This is a genomic window from Rhodopseudomonas palustris (assembly GCF_003226555.1).
Taxonomy (GTDB): domain Bacteria; phylum Pseudomonadota; class Alphaproteobacteria; order Rhizobiales; family Xanthobacteraceae; genus Rhodopseudomonas; species Rhodopseudomonas palustris_I.
Genome location: NZ_QKQS01000023.1, coordinates 687,591 through 700,863 on the forward strand (window position 1 = coordinate 687,591; position 13,273 = coordinate 700,863).

The 13,273-nt window shown below is 64.9% G+C and carries 13 protein-coding genes; 9 read left to right on the forward strand and 4 right to left on the reverse strand.

The annotated features are described in order from the left end of the window. Positions 1-52 precede the first annotated feature (52 nt). The 7 genes from rsfS to DNX69_RS15710 all read left to right on the forward strand — a co-directional run bounded on the left by rsfS (position 53) and on the right by DNX69_RS15710 (position 7,342). Positions 53-520: a ribosome silencing factor gene (gene rsfS, locus DNX69_RS15680; RefSeq protein WP_425327308.1), complete on the forward strand. Its 468-nt coding sequence runs from the start codon at positions 53-55 to the stop codon at positions 518-520. Between the two features lie 84 nt (positions 521-604). Continuing rightward, positions 605-1,087 carry a 23S rRNA (pseudouridine(1915)-N(3))-methyltransferase RlmH gene (gene rlmH / locus DNX69_RS15685; protein ID WP_110786883.1) on the forward strand — a complete coding sequence of 161 codons (483 nt, stop codon included), beginning with the start codon at positions 605-607 and terminating at the stop codon, positions 1,085-1,087. Between the two features lie 19 nt (positions 1,088-1,106). Beyond that, a complete protein-coding gene (locus DNX69_RS15690; protein WP_110786884.1) occupies positions 1,107-2,492 on the forward strand; it encodes a murein hydrolase activator EnvC family protein in 1,386 nt (461 codons plus the stop codon). Then, the gene (locus DNX69_RS15695) at positions 2,489-3,865 is read left to right on the forward strand and encodes a S41 family peptidase (protein WP_110786885.1); all 1,377 of its coding nucleotides are present in this window, start codon (positions 2,489-2,491) and stop codon (positions 3,863-3,865) included. Before DNX69_RS15690 ends, DNX69_RS15695 begins: the two co-directional genes overlap by 4 nt. A 113-nt stretch (positions 3,866-3,978) precedes the next feature. Continuing rightward, the gene (locus DNX69_RS15700) at positions 3,979-5,394 is read left to right on the forward strand and encodes an IS1182 family transposase (protein ID WP_110786886.1); all 1,416 of its coding nucleotides are present in this window, start codon (positions 3,979-3,981) and stop codon (positions 5,392-5,394) included. 176 nt (positions 5,395-5,570) lie between these two features. After that, positions 5,571-6,800: a divergent polysaccharide deacetylase family protein gene (locus DNX69_RS15705; protein WP_110786887.1), complete on the forward strand. Its 1,230-nt coding sequence runs from the start codon at positions 5,571-5,573 to the stop codon at positions 6,798-6,800. 35 nt (positions 6,801-6,835) lie between these two features. Further along, complete coding sequence (locus DNX69_RS15710) at positions 6,836-7,342, forward strand: RNA pyrophosphohydrolase (RefSeq protein WP_110786888.1); 507 nt, start codon at positions 6,836-6,838, stop codon at positions 7,340-7,342. Between the two features lie 52 nt (positions 7,343-7,394). Here DNX69_RS15710 and DNX69_RS15715 read toward each other — a convergent pair whose 3' ends face one another. Further along, positions 7,395-8,465, reverse strand: coding sequence for a glycosyltransferase (locus tag DNX69_RS15715; RefSeq protein WP_110786889.1), 1,071 nt, complete (start codon positions 8,463-8,465; stop codon positions 7,395-7,397). 218 nt (positions 8,466-8,683) lie between these two features. Between DNX69_RS15715 and DNX69_RS15720 the strand changes: the two genes are divergently transcribed. Next, positions 8,684-9,631, forward strand: a complete 948-nt coding sequence (locus DNX69_RS15720) for a UDP-glucuronic acid decarboxylase family protein (RefSeq protein WP_110786890.1) — start codon at positions 8,684-8,686, stop codon at positions 9,629-9,631. Beyond that, complete coding sequence (locus tag DNX69_RS15725) at positions 9,628-10,137, forward strand: RNA pyrophosphohydrolase (RefSeq protein WP_110786891.1); 510 nt, start codon at positions 9,628-9,630, stop codon at positions 10,135-10,137. The genes DNX69_RS15720 and DNX69_RS15725 overlap by 4 nt, the downstream gene beginning before the upstream one ends. A 200-nt stretch (positions 10,138-10,337) precedes the next feature. Here the strand turns inward: DNX69_RS15725 and DNX69_RS15730 are convergent, their stop codons facing one another. From DNX69_RS15730 to DNX69_RS15740, 3 genes are all read right to left on the reverse strand, one after another. Then, positions 10,338-10,745 (reverse strand): F0F1 ATP synthase subunit epsilon, encoded by a 408-nt coding sequence (locus DNX69_RS15730; RefSeq protein WP_110786892.1) that lies wholly within the window; start codon positions 10,743-10,745, stop codon positions 10,338-10,340. Positions 10,746-10,858: 113 nt separating this feature from the next. Continuing rightward, on the reverse strand, positions 10,859-12,289 hold the full coding sequence (gene atpD, locus DNX69_RS15735; protein WP_110786893.1) for a F0F1 ATP synthase subunit beta: 1,431 nt from the start codon (positions 12,287-12,289) through the stop codon (positions 10,859-10,861). A gap of 73 nt (positions 12,290-12,362) precedes the next feature. Then, positions 12,363-13,238 carry a F0F1 ATP synthase subunit gamma gene (locus tag DNX69_RS15740; RefSeq protein WP_110786894.1) on the reverse strand — a complete coding sequence of 292 codons (876 nt, stop codon included), beginning with the start codon at positions 13,236-13,238 and terminating at the stop codon, positions 12,363-12,365. Positions 13,239-13,273 lie beyond the last annotated feature (35 nt).

Here is a 13,273-nt window from a genome sequence, read left to right on the forward strand (position 1 = left end):
AGAGTCGGCGCCCACGATACAGTGAAAGGAAAGGTCCCTGACCACTTCTGTATTGTCTACGTCGGCTTTGCCGAAATCGGTCGCGGCAAAGGCTTCGCGGTCCGCGTCAACCAGGACTGCGCCAGTACCGATCCATGAGGCGATCGCGCCGGATGCATCGCAGTTCAAGGCTGCGCCGGATGCGGAAGCGACGCTGAAACTGATCCTCTCCCGCCTCGACGACATGAAGGCGGAAGAGACGGTGACCATCGACCTCCGCGGCAAATCAGCGATGTTCGACTACGTGGTCGTCACCACCGGGCGGGCCAACCGCCACGTCGGTGCAATTGCGGAGAACGTCGTCAAGGCGCTGAAGCAGGCCGGCATCGCCGCCCCGCACGTCGAAGGCTTGCCGAATTGCGATTGGGTGCTGATCGACAGCGGCGACGTCGTCGTGCACGTCTTCCGTCCCGAGGTCCGCGAGTTCTACAACCTCGAGCGGTTGTGGACCCAAGGGCCCTCGCCGGCGAAGACGCTGTAACCGCAGCACTAGGCGTCGTCGCGCCCGAAAGGCGCGAGACCGAATGATGATTGGCGCGGTTGCGCGCGGAGGGCGCGTGAGCCGATGCGATTGACTGTCGTTGCTGTCGGCAAATTGAAGCAGGGGCCGGAGCGCGAGCTTGCCGAGCGTTATCGGTCGCGGTTCGACGACCTCGGCCGCAAGCTCGGCTTCCGCGGCCTGGATGTCTATGAAATTGCCGAAAGCCGGGCCCGTGAGACGCCGGCGCGGATGGCGGAGGAAGCCGCCGCGATCTCCGCCCAGGTGCCGGACGGGGCCATGCTGGTCACGCTCGATGAGCGCGGCCAAAGTCTCGGCAGCGTGGCCTTTGCCAACCAGCTCGGTCGCTGGCGGGACGAGCAGGCGCCCAGTACCGTTTTCGTGATCGGCGGCGCCGACGGACTTTCGCCCGAATTGCGGCGCAAGGGAAAGTTGAGCCTGTCGTTCGGCGCTGCGACCTGGCCGCACCAAATGGTCCGAATGATGCTGCTGGAGCAGATTTACCGGGCCGCGACGATCTTGGCGGGACATCCTTATCATCGTGCGTAACCGACGCCGTAGTGAACCGATGCATGCACCGCGCGCCTCCGCTGCGAGTGACGAAGCGACTGCCGGTTTCTGGCGGCCCGCCGCGCTGTTGTCCGCCAGCCTCGCGGTCAGCGGACTGATTGGCGCCACCCTGGAGCACACCCTGATCGCTCCGGCAGCCGCCCAAACCGCGCCTGCCAAGACGACGACCACGCCATCGATGGCCGATCTGATCAAGCAGCACGAGCAGGAGCTGGAAGCCGCGCGCGCGCAGCAGAAAAGCGCGGCAGAGCAGCAGGACAAGCTCAAGGCCGATCTGGCCGCAATCGGCGCCGATCGCACCAAACTGAACCAGGAACTGATCGACGTCGCCGCCAAAGTGAGGACGGTCGAAACCCGGATCAGCGACGCAGAAGCCCGTCTTCGTCCGCTCGATGCGCGCGAAACCGAAATCCGCACCTCTCTGGATCAGCGCCGCGACGAGATCGGCGAAGTGCTGGCGGCACTGCAACGCGCCGGACGCCGCGCCCCGCCAGCCCTGCTGGTCCGCCCCGAGGATGCGCTGGAGTCGCTGCGCACTGCGATCCTGCTCGGCGCGGTGGTGCCCGAGCTGCGGACTCGTGCCGAACGTCTGGCCACCGATCTCGGCGAGCTGATCGCGGTGCGCCAGAAGATCTCCGCCGAACGTGACCAGCTCGCTGCTGACCGCAACCGACTGACCTTGGACCAGACCCGGCTGGCAGCATTGGTCGAGGAACGGCAGCGGCAACAGAGCGCTGTCGAAAAGGACATCGAGGCCGAGCGCGGCCGAGCGCTGACGCTGTCACGTCAGGTCGACAGCCTGCAGGGGCTGATCGCCAAAATGGAGCAGGATCTCAAGAGCGCCGCGAAGGCCGCGACTGCGGCCGAGCGGAAGGGAGCCCCGGTCTCCGGCAAACCCAATCTGGCTGCGCTCAAGGATCCGGGCCGGCTCAGCCCGGCGATCGCGTTCGCCTCCGCCAAGGGGATGCTGCCGCTGCCGGTCAACGGAACCAAGATCCGCGATTTTGGCCGCCCCGACGGTGTCGGCGGCGTCGAGCGCGGTATCTCACTGGCGACACGCGCCGGAGCCCAGATTACGACACCTTGCGATGGTTGGGTGGTCTATGCGGGCCCGTTCCGCTCCTATGGACAACTCTTGATCCTCAACGCCGGTGGCGGGTATCATGTCCTGATCGCCGGGATGGAGCGCATTTCAGTCAATATCGGCCAGTTCGTGCTCACGGGAGAGCCGGTCGCGACCATGGGGTCGACATCGCGGGTCGCCTCGATCCTCGCGGCCAACGCCAGTCAGCCCGTGCTCTACGTCGAGTTCCGTAAAGACGGCACTCCCATCGATCCTGGCCCATGGTGGGCCGCAAATGAAGGCGAAAAGGTTCGCGGATGATGCGCAAGACTTCGGTAATCCTCCTCAGCGCCGTCACCGGCGCCGCGCTGACACTTTTCGTCACTCAGCCGCGCACGATGCTGATGGGCGCCAGCGCGCGGGCTGCCACGTCCGACACCTATCGCCAGCTCAATCTGTTCGGCGACGTGTTCGAGCGCGTCCGCAGCGATTACGTCGAGAAGCCTGACGACTCCAAGCTGATCGAATCCGCCATCAGCGGCATGCTGACCGGCCTCGATCCGCATTCGAGCTACATGGACGCCAAGAGCTTCCGCGACATGCAGGTGCAGACCCGCGGCGAGTTCGGCGGGCTCGGCATCGAAGTCACGATGGAAGATGGGCTGATCAAAGTGGTGTCGCCGATCGACGATACTCCCGCATCGAAGGCAGGCATCCTCGCCAACGATATCATCACCAATCTCGACGACGAGGCGGTGCAGGGCCTGACCCTGAACCAGGCGGTCGAGAAGATGCGCGGCCCGGTCAATACCAAGATCAAGCTGAAGATCGTCCGCAAGGGCCAGGACAATCCGATCGAAGTCACGCTGGTGCGCGATAACATCCGCGTCCGCTCGGTGCGCGCGCGCGTCGAAGACAGCGACATCGGCTACATCCGCATCACCACCTTCAACGAGCAGACCACCGAAGGGCTCAAGAAGGAGATCGCCAATCTCACCAATCAGATCGGCGCCGACAAGCTGAAGGGCTTCATCCTTGACCTGCGCAACAATCCGGGCGGCCTGCTCGAAGAAGCCGTGACGGTGTCGGACGCATTCCTAGATCGCGGCGAGATCGTCTCCACTCGCGGTCGCAATGCCGAAGAAACCCAGCGCCGCTCCGCCCATGCGGGCGACCTCACCAAGGGCAAGCCGCTGATCGTGCTGGTCAACGGCGGTTCGGCTTCGGCGTCGGAAATCGTCGCCGGCGCGCTGCAGGACCACAAGCGCGCCACCGTGGTCGGTACCCGGTCGTTCGGGAAGGGCTCGGTGCAGACCATCATCCCGCTCGGTTCGGGCAACGGCGCCTTGCGGCTGACCACCGCGCGCTACTACACGCCCTCGGGCAAGTCGATCCAGGCCAAGGGCATCACTCCGGATATCGAAGTGATGCAGGACGTGCCCGCCGACCTCAAAGCACGCACCGACACGAAGGGCGAAGCCTCGCTACGCGGCCACCTCAAGGGCTCGGACGGCGACGAGAAGACCGGCTCGCAATCCTACGTGCCGCCGGACACCAAGGACGACAAGGCGCTCAAAGCCGCCGCCGACCTGTTGCACGGTATCAAGGTCAACGCTTCGGCCCCGACCGACAAGCAGACGACCGGCGACAAGGCCGCGATCGACAAGCCGGCCGGCAATAAGGCCGCGAACTGATCGTCCGCTCCCACGGTTCAATACGTTCGCTAAAGGGCGGCCTTCGGCAGGCTGTGTGAGAACTGAACGAGTCGGTTAGACTGGGCCGCATCGGCAACGGTGCGGCCTTTTCCATGAGCTATGTTCGCGGCGAAGATCGGATGCAGGCGTCGCTTCTGCCTGCGGCGGTGGAAGAATACGTGGCGGCAGAGGCGCCGGTCCGGGTGATTGACGCCTTTGTCGACGGGCTAGACGTGAAGGGACTCGGGTTCGGCCGATCGGTGCCGGCGACGATGGGCCGCCCGTCTTACGATCCGCGGGACCTGCTGAAGCTCTATCTCTACGGCTACTTGAATGAGGTCCGCTCCTCGCGCCGGCTGGAACGGGAGTGCCGCCGCAATGTCGAGTTGATGTGGCTGGTGCGGCGCCTTTCGCCCGACTTCAAAACGATTGCGGACTTCCGCCGCGATAATGGCCCGGCGATTGTCGGCGCCAGCCGGGCGTTCGTGCTGTTCTGCCGGGATCAGGGACTGTTCACGGCGCGGCTGGTGGCACTGGACGGTTCCAAATTCCGGGCTGCCGCCAGCGCCAAGCGGGTGCTGGGACGGCGCGAGATCGCCGACGAGACGGCCCGTCTCGATCGCCGGATCGCCGGCTATCTGGCCGATCTGGACCACAGCGATGCCCGCGAAGGCGACGATGCCCCTGGCGCCACCGCAGCGGCGCTGGCCGCCCTCGAGGCTCGACGCGCCGAACTTGATCGCCTGGCCGCCCAACTCGACGACGACCAGCGCAACACGGTGGTGGAAGGCGAGCCGGATGCGCGGCCGATGGGCTACGGCAAGGGGCCGAAGCCGCCGTCCTGCAATCTGCAAACCGCGGTCGATGCCGATACCGGCCTCATCCTGCACCACGAGGTGACCGCCGAGCCGACCGACAATCGGCTGCTGCATCCAATGGCCAAAGCCACAAAGGACACCCTCGGTGTCGTGAGCCTGACGGTCGTGGCCGACGCCGGCTATTCGAATGGCGCTGGAGCCGCCGCTTGCGAGAACGACGGCATCACCCCCTGTGCTCCCGCGAACCGTTCCGTCAACAACCAGGGCGACGGCACGCTGTTCGATCGATCGGCCTTTGTGTATCAGCCGGACACCGACACCTATGCCTGCCCCGGTGAGCGCGTGTTGGTTCGCAAGCAGATCATGCGGCGAGACAATTGTGTGCTCTACGCCGCGCAGGATTGCTCGGGCTGCGCCCTCAAGACACGCTGCACCCACGCAGCGCGCCGGTTTTTGACGCGCCACCTCCACGACGACGCTCTCGCGCGCATGAACGCCCGCGTCGTCGCCGACCCAGACCTCATGTGTCAGCGCCGATGCGCCGCCGAACACCCCTTCGGCACCATCAAACGCATGACCGCAGGGGGGCGATTCCTCACCCAGGGCCGCCAAAAGGTCAGCAGCGAAGCCGCCCTCAGCGTCCTCGCCTACAGTATCCTGCGCGCCATCAACCTCGTCGGCGCCGCCACCCTGAGAACCAGCCTCGCCTGAGCCAAAAACCATCGCGTTAAAGAAAAAGGCCCCGGAAAACCGGAGCCTTCGACTTTTCACACGGCCTGCTGCTGGGCGCCCTTTTTGCTGCGCAGCCGTCTGGAAAGGCTGCGCGCGGCGTCGGTAACGGCGCATCGTGCTATCGTCGCAACGACTGATTCGGGAGATCGTTGGCAGTGTCGGCGGACGAACTGAGCACCCCGCTGGGCCAAAAGCGGAGCCGTTGGCAGCGGCTGCGCCGGTTTCGGCTGCCGTTCACCGCAAGTCAGGCGATCGCGACCGCGCTGGGCCTGTTCGTCCTGGTGTTCCTCGGCTTTGCGATATTCGGCAATGACCCGTTTGGCGGCGAGCCGATCGTTCACGTCGAGATCAAGCCGGCCCCCGACCAGCCAAAACAGGCAACTGCCGAGGCCGGCAAGGACAATGGCGGCAAGAGCGACGGCGCCCCGGCAGCTGCGACCGAGCAAAGCGGCAGCAAGGAAGCGGCCGGCCAGAAGACCATCACCATCATCGACGGCTCGAAGGGCACCCGCCAGGATGTGGTGGTGGCGACCGACGAGCCGAGCCAAAAGGAACCGGCCGCCAGCCAGATCAACGCCGACGGCATCAACCCGAGGCTGCTGGAGCAGTCGCGCTACGGCATGATCCCGGTGATGGCCGGCGGACTGAAGCCTTTCTCCGCTTACGCCATGACCAGCGACGCCGACCGCGCCAAGGCTGAGCGGGTGCCGACCGTGACCATCGTCGTCAGTGGTCTCGGCATCGGCGCGGCCCGCACCAACGACGCGGTGATGAAGCTGCCGGCGGCAGTGACGCTGGCCTTCACTCCATATGGGGCCGATCCCGGGAAGCTGGCCACGGAAGCACGGCAACGCCGCCATGAAGTGGTGCTGCAGATTCCGATGGAGCCGTTCGACTACCCGGACAATGATCCCGGCCCCCAGACTCTGCTGACCTCCAGTGCTACCGAGCAGAATCTCGACCGCCTGAAGTGGCATCTCAGCCGGATCCAGGGCTATGTCGGACTGTCGAACTTCATGGGAGCAAGGTTTGTCGCCACCGAGCCGGCGATGCAGGCAGTGATCCGGGATGCCGCCAAGCGCGGCCTCGGCTACCTTGACGACGGCACCGCGCCGCGCAGCGTGGCCGGCACCCTCGCCAAATCGCTTGCGATCCCTTATGCGCGGGCCGATCTAACGATCGATGCGGTGCCCGCTGGCACGGATATCGACAAGGCCCTGGCGCGGCTGGAGGGTATCGCCAAGGAGCGAGGCAGCGCTATCGGCATGGCTTCTGCGCTTCCGGCGACGATTGAACGAATTGTCAACTGGAGCAAGAGCTTGGAAGGAAGAGGCATCCTGCTCGTGCCATTGACAACGGCGATGCTGAAATCAAAATCGAGTTGAGTCCCCGTACCCGGGGATCGGAAGGCACTGACGGAATGGCCCGATACGAAGACCTGCCCTATCGAACCTGCGTCGGCGTGATGCTGATCAACCGGGAGGGTCTGGTGTTCATCGGGCGCCGCGCCGGTGGCATCGAACACGTCGACGACACCCACGTCTGGCAGATGCCGCAAGGCGGCGTCGATCCCGGCGAGGACACCTGGGAAGCCGCCAAGCGCGAGCTTTATGAAGAGACCAGCGTGCACTCGGTCGAGAAGCTCGCCGAAGTGCCGGATTGGCTGATCTACGATATCCCGCGCACCGTGGCCGGCCGCGCCTGGAAGGGCCGCTATCGCGGCCAGCGCCAGAAGTGGTTCGCGGCCCGCTTCACCGGCGCGGACTCCGAGATCAACGTCGTCCACCCCGGCGACGGCCACAAGGCGGAGTTCACCAGCTGGCGCTGGGAGCCGATGCGCAATCTCCCCGAACTGATCGTGCCGTTCAAACGGCCGGTCTACGAGCGCGTCGTCAAGGAATTCTCGCAGCTCGCCGCCGCGGTGTAACGTGATTGATCTTGCCGCCTCGTCGCGCGGTGGCAGGCAGGCTGCGGCGCTATTACCTCGCCGCCATCGCCGCCTGCAGGATGTGGTCGCAGTGTGCCTTCACGGTATGGTGGGCAAAGACATGGTCGCGAGCCGCGAGCGCCATGCGGCGCAGCTTGTCCTTGTCCGCGAGCGCTGACGTGACGGCGCGCTCCAGCCCGCCCGGTTCGATGTCGTAGTACACGCCGTGCGCGCCCGACAGCAGCGGCGCGTAGCGTACGATCGTCGGGTTGTTCATCAGCGGCACCGACTGGACGATCGGCGCCTCGTAGTGCCGGTAGCAGTCCCAGCCCATGCCCTCCGGCGACCACGCCAGCCAGGAATGCGACATCCGCTCCATGAAGGCATCGTAGGGCAGCCGCTCGGTCGGCTGATCGATCCGCACGCCCATCGCCCGCAGGCGTTCTAATTCCGGCAGGCCATCACGCCGCACCGTTGAATTGCCGTCGACCGCACCGATGAAGAAGATGTCGTGGGTCTTCTCCGGAAACGGAGCCTCGCGCCAGCGCGCGTCGAACCGGAACTGCGGCAACGAGATCGGACGCAGCTTATCGATCCGGCGCTGCCATTTCTCGCTGCGACGATAGCGCAGCGTCGGCAGATGCGGATGCACCGTGCCGGCCAGCGCCTGCCATTTGTCGCAAGGCAGCTCGCGCTTGAAATACGCTTTGGCCTTGTCGAGCAGAAACACGCTGCTCTTCGAGATCGCGAAGTGATCGTCCATCTCGACCGCAACCAGCGGCACCGGCGACTTCACCCAGCGAAACACGCTGGGGCCGAACTGGCGGGTCAGCGCCGCCCACGGATTGGTCGGGGTGTAGAAAATTCCGCGGGCCCAATAGCGCGGATTCCAGGGCGAATAGCGCAGACTGTTGACCACCACGACATCGTATTCGCCGCGGCTGGCGGCGCGCAGCTCACGCAGGACGCGGTCCGGCGTCGAGAAGCCGTCGAGCTCGCCGAAGTCGTCGGTCAGCTTGGTCCAGGTCCAAAGGCAAGTGGTGCGCTCTGGATATTGCAGTTTGAAATAGCCGCCGCCGATCTCGAGGATACGAAGCTGGGAGGTATCGACTGGCGCGGTCATGGAGCGAAATCGCCTGGCGTGGAATCGCGTTCAGGCGCGATGCGCCCAGGGCGTCGGCGATGGGCCGGTTTCGGCGCTTGCCTAGCATGGGGTTTCTTGCCATTCAATGCGGCGGAAAACGGCCGCGGCGACCGCGCTCGGCCGTCCTTTTGAGCCAAATGGGCACCCGTTCCCGCGACTGCGGCACGCTCGAACCCGCCCCAGCCCAGGACCCAGCGATGCGATTGTCCCGACGAATTCTCGTGAGCGGCGGCGCCGGCTTCATCGGTTCGCACCTCTGCGACAAGCTGCTCGCCGAAGGCCACGAGGTGCTGTGCGTCGACAATTACTTCACCGGCTGGCGCCGCAACATCGAGCATCTGGTCGGCACCCCGCACTTCGAAGTGATGCGCCACGACGTGACCTTTCCGCTCTATGTCGAGGTCGACGACATCTACAATCTGGCCTGCCCGGCCTCTCCGGTTCACTATCAGCACGATCCGGTGCAGACGCTGAAAACCTCGGTGCACGGCGCGATCAACATGCTCGGCCTTGCCAAGCGCACCCGTGCGAAGATTTTTCAGGCTTCGACCAGCGAGGTTTACGGCGATCCGACCGTGCATCCGCAGCCGGAAAGCTATTGGGGCCACGTCAATCCGATGGGCATCCGCGCCTGCTACGACGAAGGCAAGCGAGCTGCTGAAACGCTGTTTTTCGATTACCACCGTCAGCACAAAGTACGCATCAAGGTGGCGCGGATTTTCAATACTTACGGGCCGCGGATGCATCCGAATGACGGCCGCGTGGTGTCGAATTTCATCGTCCAGGCGCTGTCCGGCAACGACATTACGATCTACGGCGACGGCAGCCAGACGCGCTCGTTCTGCTATGTCACCGACCTGCTCGACGGCTTCGCTAGATTGATGGCCACCGGCGACGAATTCATCGGTCCGGTCAATCTCGGCAACCCGGTGGAGTTCACCATCCGCCAGCTCGCCGAGATGGTGATCGAGATGACGGACTCGAAGTCGAAGCTGGTGATGATGCCGCTGCCGTCAGACGATCCGCGGCAGCGTCAGCCTGATATCTCGCTGGCACGGCGCGAGCTCGGCTGGGAGCCGCAAGTGCCGCTCGCCGACGGTCTGAAGGAAACCATCGGCTACTTCCGCACCCTGATGGCGTCGTGACCGCGCGCCCGCCCGTCGAGTCGCTGCCCTACCGCCGCAACGTCGGCATTGCGTTGTTCGGCGACGATGGTCGTGTCCTGATCGGGCGACGGTTTCGCGACGACGGCCCCGAGATCATTCTGCCGGGCCTCGAATGGCAAATGCCGCAGGGCGGCATCGACGAGGGCGAAGAGCCGCGGGTCGCGGTGATGCGCGAGCTTTGGGAGGAAACCGGCGTCACCAACGCCGAGATCCTCGGCGAAACCGATTGGGTCAGCTACGACTTCCCGCCTTACGACGGTCCCGCCCATCGCCTGGCGGTGTTTCGCGGCCAGCGCCAGAAATGGTTCGCGCTGCGCTTCACCGGCAGCGACACCGAGATCAATCCGCTCGCCGTCCGCAACGGCATGCCGCCGGAATTCGACGCTTGGCGCTGGGAGCCGCTCGACCGCGTCGCCGACCTCGTCGTGCCGTTCCGACGGGAAGTCTATCGCGAGGTGGCGCGGAGCTTTGCGCGGTTTGTATAGCTGCCTCCACGCGTCATTCCGGGGCGCGAGCGATCGGCTCGCGAACCCGGAATCTAGAGGTGATTGAACGAAGAGTCAGCAACGTCGAGATTCGGGGTTCGCGGACGTTGCCCTCGCCCCGGAATGACGCCGGAGCCTCAAAAGCAAATGGCCGGGACGAGGCCCGGCCATTCGAAACTTCAGCGCACCTGACGGCGACGTCAGTGCATCGCGGTGGTGTTGAGCTCGTGCTGGATGCTCTTGAAGTGATCCAGGCGCTCGATCGCGCTGTCGAGTGCGTCACCGACCTTGCCGGGAAGCTGCTGCTCCATGGTCTGAATGGTCGCGGCAAATTCTGCCAGATCCACGTCCGGAGCCGGCGTGGCGACGTCGGCCAGCACGGTCAGGCCCTTCTCGGACACTTCGGCGATGCCGCCGAGCACCACGATTTTCTGCTTGTTGGCCCCCGCGGTCACGGTGAGGATGCCGGGACGGATCACCGCCACCACCGGTGCATGACCGGCGAGCACGCCGAAGTCACCCTCAGCGCCCGGAATATCGACCTGATCAACTTGGCCGGAGAAGGCGACTTGTTCGGGCGAAACCAGATCGAAGTGGAAGGTGGACATGCTCGCTGCTCTCTCTGCGGTCACCCGCGGGCTCGACCCGCGGGTCCATCAGTGAAACTGATTTGAGGCGATGGATGGCCGGGTCGAACCCGGCCATGACGTGCTCTCTCGGCTCAGGCCGCCTCGGCGGCGAGCTTCTTGCCCTTCTCGACCGCCTCTTCGATGGTGCCGACCATATAGAACGCCGCTTCCGGCAGGTGGTCGTACTTGCCTTCGCAGATCGCGCGGAAGCCCTTGATGGTATCGACGAGGTCGACGAACTTACCCGGCGAACCGGTGAACACTTCGGCGACGAAGAACGGCTGCGACAGGAAGCGCTCGATCTTACGGGCGCGAGCCACGGTCAGCTTGTCCTCTTCGGACAGTTCGTCCATGCCCAGGATGGCGATGATGTCCTGCAGCGACTTGTACTTCTGCAGGATCTGCTGAACCATGCGCGCGGTGGTGTAGTGCTCTTCGCCGACGATCGAGGCCGACAGCATGCGCGAGGTCGAGTCGAGCGGGTCCACCGCCGGGTAGATGCCCTTTTCCGAGATCGCTCGGTTGAGCACGGTGGTGGCGTCCAAGTGCGCGAACGAGGTCGCCGGCGCCGGGTCGGTCAAGTCGTCGGCCGGCACGTAGATCGCCTGCACCGAGGTGATCGAACCCTTGGTGGTGGTGGTGATGCGCTCCTGCAGCGCGCCCATGTCGGTCGCGAGCGTCGGCTGATAACCCACCGCCGACGGGATACGGCCGAGCAGCGCCGACACTTCCGAGCCGGCCTGGGTGAAGCGGAAGATGTTGTCGACGAAGAACAGCACGTCCTGGCCCTGATCGCGGAAGTGCTCGGCGACGGTCAGACCGGTGAGGCCGACGCGGGCGCGGGCGCCCGGGGGTTCGTTCATCTGGCCGTACACCAGGGCGCACTTGGAGCCTTCGCCGCCGCCCTTCTTGTTGACGCCGGACTCGATGAACTCGTGATAGAGGTCGTTGCCTTCGCGGGTCCGCTCGCCGACGCCGGCGAACACCGAGTAACCGCCGTGGGCGCGGGCGACGTTGTTGATCAGTTCCTGGATCAGCACGGTCTTGCCGACGCCGGCGCCGCCGAACAGGCCGATCTTGCCGCCCTTGGCGTAAGGCGCGAGCAGGTCGACGACCTTGATGCCGGTGACGAGGATTTCGGCTTCGGTCGACTGGTCGGTGTAGGCCGGGGCTTCCTGGTGGATGGCGCGGAGGCCTTCCGAGCTGATCGGGCCCTGTTCGTCGACCGGCTCACCGATGACGTTCATGATGCGGCCGAGCGTGCCGGCACCGACCGGCACCGAGATCGGCGCACCGGTGTCGGTGACTTCCTGGCCGCGAACCAGACCTTCGGTGGTGTCCATCGCGATGGTGCGGACGGTCGATTCACCGAGATGCTGCGCAACTTCGAGCACCAGGCGGTTGTCGCCGTTGGTGGTTTCGATGGCGTTCAGAATGGCCGGCAGATGCCCTTCGAACTGAACGTCGACGACGGCGCCGATCACCTGCGTGATGCGTCCGGTCTGATTGGCGGGTGTAGCCATTTCAACTGTCTCCCTGAAGTCCGAAAACCCGTCCACGGTCGATCGACCGGACGTAAATCGTTGTGAAGTCGCGTCAGATCGCCTCGGCGCCCGAGATGATCTCGATCAGTTCCTTGGTGATCATCGCCTGCCGGGTGCGGTTGTAGACCAGCGTCTGCTTGCGGATCATCTCACCGGCGTTGCGGGTGGCGTTGTCCATCGCGCTCATCTGCGCGCCGTAGAACGAGGCGTTGTTCTCGAGCAGGGCGCGGAAGATCTGCACCGCGAGGTTGCGCGGCAGCAAGCCCGAGAGGATCTCGTCCTCTTCCGGCTCGTACTCGTAGGAGGTGGCCACCGCGCCGGCGGCGGGCGCCGTCACTTCCAGCGGGATCAACCGCTGGGCGGTCGGGATCTGCGAGATCACCGACTTGAACCGCGAGTAGAACAGCGTGCAGACGTCGAACTCGCCGGCATTGAAGCGGGCGATGACCTTCTGGGCGATCTCCTCGGCGTTGACGAAGCCGATCTGACGCACCGAGCGCAGTTCGACATTGTCGATGATCTGCTTCTCGAAATTGCGGCGGAGTTGCTCGTAACCCTTGCGGCCGACGCAGAAGAACTTGACGGTCTTGCCTTGGCCCATCAGCTCGTACGCGCGCTCGCGAGCGAGGCGGACGATCGAGGAGTTGAACGCACCGGACAGGCCACGCTCGCCGGTGCAGACCAGCAGCAGATGAACCTGATCCTTGCCGTTGCCGGCCAGCAGCACCGGCGCGCCGGGCGAACCCGCAGCGGCGCCGGCGATATTCGAAATCACCGCTTCCATCTTCTCGGCGTAGGGCCGCGCTGCTTCCGCCGCCGTCTGGGCGCGGCGCAGCTTCGATGCGGCCACCATCTGCATCGCCTTGGTGATCTTCTGCGTCGCCTTGGTCGAGGCGATGCGGACGCGCATGTCTTTAAGTGAAGCCATTCTCAGTCCACCCCGGCGATCCGACCTATGATCCG

Bases quoted from the DNA above. Each gene is read 5' to 3' on its own strand.
- DNX69_RS15740 (WP_110786894.1), bottom strand. From the start codon at position 13,238: ATGGCTTCACTTAAAGACATGCGCGTCCGCATCGCCTCGACCAAGGCG.
- DNX69_RS15690 (WP_110786884.1), top strand. From the start codon at position 1,107: ATGCATGCACCGCGCGCCTCCGCTGCGAGTGACGAAGCGACTGCCGGT.
- DNX69_RS15715 (WP_110786889.1), bottom strand. From the start codon at position 8,465: ATGACCGCGCCAGTCGATACCTCCCAGCTTCGTATCCTCGAGATCGGC.
- atpD (WP_110786893.1), bottom strand. From the start codon at position 12,289: ATGGCTACACCCGCCAATCAGACCGGACGCATCACGCAGGTGATCGGC.
- rlmH (WP_110786883.1), top strand. From the start codon at position 605: ATGCGATTGACTGTCGTTGCTGTCGGCAAATTGAAGCAGGGGCCGGAG.
- DNX69_RS15730 (WP_110786892.1), bottom strand. From the start codon at position 10,745: ATGTCCACCTTCCACTTCGATCTGGTTTCGCCCGAACAAGTCGCCTTC.
- DNX69_RS15720 (WP_110786890.1), top strand. From the start codon at position 8,684: ATGCGATTGTCCCGACGAATTCTCGTGAGCGGCGGCGCCGGCTTCATC.
- DNX69_RS15700 (WP_110786886.1), top strand. From the start codon at position 3,979: ATGAGCTATGTTCGCGGCGAAGATCGGATGCAGGCGTCGCTTCTGCCT.
- DNX69_RS15695 (WP_110786885.1), top strand. From the start codon at position 2,489: ATGATGCGCAAGACTTCGGTAATCCTCCTCAGCGCCGTCACCGGCGCC.
- DNX69_RS15710 (WP_110786888.1), top strand. From the start codon at position 6,836: ATGGCCCGATACGAAGACCTGCCCTATCGAACCTGCGTCGGCGTGATG.